The following is a 2,524-nucleotide window of genomic DNA, read 5'->3' as shown; positions in this document are numbered from 1 at the left end:
ATCAAAAACGAGTTGTCTGGTTTCTTGGCGTAACTGACTGTCCAGCTTACTAAACGGCTCGTCTAGTAATATGGCTTTAGGTTGACTAAGCAATACCCGCAGCAATGCCACCCTAGCTTGCTGACCGCCCGATAAACTTTGTGGGTTACGTTGCTCTAATCCGCCAAGACCCACTTGGGTTAATGCTTCACTAATAGCCGCTTGTCGCTGTACTTTGGGGCTTGGCGGCATGGCAAAGCCGATGTTGCCAGCCACAGATAAATGCGGAAATAATAATGGGTCTTGATAGAGCAAACCTATGTGGCGCAAATGACTGGCCGTTGTGGTGATATTTTGGCCGTTTAAATGCAATTGACCTTCAGCACTAAATCCCGCTGGCAACATGCCCGTTAACCAATTTAATAACGTTGATTTTCCGCTGCCAGACGGCCCCATAATGGTTAAGATTTCACCGCCACGAATCGTCGCACTTAATGATAGTAAGTGTTGTTGCTGGCGACTCAAAATCAACCCATCAATGGTGAGTTCTGATGTTGAGGTTGTATTTGAGCCGTTGGCTGTACTCGCGAATGTTTGCATTATTATCCTTGTTGGTGGTGTTTGACTAACATTTTTGGCAATAGCCAAGCCAGTAAAAAACCTAAAGCGGGGAGGATCATTTGCATTAACGCATATACGGCACTGATCCTACGGCTTCCTCCATTGGCTAGCGAAACAGCTTCAGTGGTAATGGTATTGATGCGTCCACCACCAGTGAGTAAGGTTGGTAAGTATTGACTAAAGCTAATGGCTAAACCGAGTGCGCAAGCGATGAATATCGGTCCAATTAACATGGGCAGTTTAATCCTGAAAAAGATTTTAGCTTTAGTGGCACCAAGACTGGCTGCAACAATACTAAAGCGTGGGTCTACACGTCGATAGCTACTGGCCAGCGATAAAAACACATAAGGCAATACAAACAACACATGGGCCAGTACCACATTGATAAAAGTATGTTGGCTGTTGACTTGCTCAAGTAACCACACCAAACCAAATAAAAACGCGATGCTTGGAATAAGCAAAGGCAGATAAATTAATACACTGCCCAGCAGCGATAGCGATTTTCCACTGTGCTGCTCCGCTTCTAAGGTGAGTAAGGTTAAGGTTATCGCCACAGTGGTGGCGCAGAGGGCAATCAGTACCGTATCGATAAGTGGTGTGTGCATTTGTTGCAATGCCATTTGCCAATGCAATATCACAAATTGTTGTGGTAGGTCATCAGGAAAATGCCAGAAACCAGCAAAAGACCACAACACCATCCCCATTAATGCTAATCCTATAATAGTTAACATCAAGGCTGTGATCACATGGGTAATTTTTTGGATGATGGCACCGCCGTATTCGCGCTCGCCATTGGTTAACATCGGTTTAGCGAATTGACTCACTAAGCGTTCGAGTAACCACCAGCAGGCTAATACGAATAACGTCAGTTGAATTTGTAATATTGCTCCCGCTGACGCTTTAATGCGTAGGCTTAAATCGACGTCATGAAACCACTGCATAATTGCCACAGCCAATGTAGGTGGATTATTAGGGCCTAAAATTAAGGGGATTTCTACACTGGCACTGGCGTAGGCCAATACAGCTAATATTGGTAAGCGTAAATGGGGATATAAGCTGGGTAACACCACTTTGAAAAATGCCGTCATTGGGCAATAACCTAAGCTTAATGCCACTTTATGCTGCGCCCGTAATGTTTGCCCAAGGTCGGGTTGTGCTAATACGCCCAACGCCATCAGTAATAAAAAAGGCAGTTCTTTTAAGGTCAGTCCAAGAATAATACTCAGCCCCATCGCATCGTGTGGGTATAGCCAATCAGGTGGCGCATCCCAACCACTGAACCAAGGCGAGACTAAGCGAGACAACATACCAGACGGAGTAATTAGAAATCCAATCGCAATGGCTGCAGCAGCATGGGGGATAACCAGAATGGGCCCTAAAAGCCGTTGAATATAACCCAGCCACGGACTGGTAAAGTAACTCGCTAAGATCAATATAGTGATTAAAAAGGCCAATAAGGTGCTCACCAAGCTGGTGGTGATGCTCAATAGCGCCATGTGGCCAATGCCAGGCGTTTGCCATAATTGATTAAAACCATTCAAGCTAAAATGAGTTTGATCGAGTGCTGGGATCCAACCAAATGCAGGTAGAATAACGCCAATTAACCCACCCAATACTGGGATCAGTAACAAAGCCATCATCATAAATGGGCTGAAGCGAACAATTGGATTGAACAGCTTGGCTATAGTGCTCATTGCATCACTCCATAGCGTTGTAACCAAAGCGCTGTAATAACCTTACTCCAACTTGGATCGGGTTCGCTCAACGCTGGGCTGATTGCTTGGTTAGCAATAGTGGCACTGGGATGTGACTGTTTGGGCGGGGCAAACCAAGCTTGCTGTTCGGCAGTTAGCTTTGATAGTGCCAGCACGCTGGTGTCGCCCCATACATTAGCTTGCTGTTTGTGTGCTTGCGCTTGTGGGCT

2 protein-coding genes and 1 pseudogene are annotated in these 2,524 nt (G+C 45.8%); all 3 read right to left on the bottom strand.

Features of this window, described 5'->3' with window-relative positions; all coding sequences use genetic code 11:
- Nucleotides 1–579, bottom strand: a 579-nt coding sequence (locus CXF78_RS20075) for an ATP-binding cassette domain-containing protein (protein ID WP_257984962.1), incomplete at its 3' end; no start/stop codon positions are given.
- A 2-nt stretch (nucleotides 580–581) separates the two neighbouring features.
- The gene (locus CXF78_RS20070) at nucleotides 582–2,294 is read right to left on the bottom strand and encodes an ABC transporter permease (RefSeq protein WP_102037750.1); all 1,713 of its coding nucleotides are present in this window, start codon (nucleotides 2,292–2,294) and stop codon (nucleotides 582–584) included.
- Nucleotides 2,291–2,524: pseudogene (locus CXF78_RS20065) on the bottom strand (ABC transporter substrate-binding protein); the annotation flags it as partial. The gene CXF78_RS20070 and the pseudogene CXF78_RS20065, both read right to left, overlap by 4 nt.

It is taken from the genome of Shewanella sp. 11B5 (assembly GCF_002836795.1).
Classification (GTDB): domain Bacteria; phylum Pseudomonadota; class Gammaproteobacteria; order Enterobacterales; family Shewanellaceae; genus Shewanella; species Shewanella frigidimarina.
Note: the sequence above shows the minus strand (reverse complement) of the source record. Positions and strands in the feature narration are given on the sequence as shown.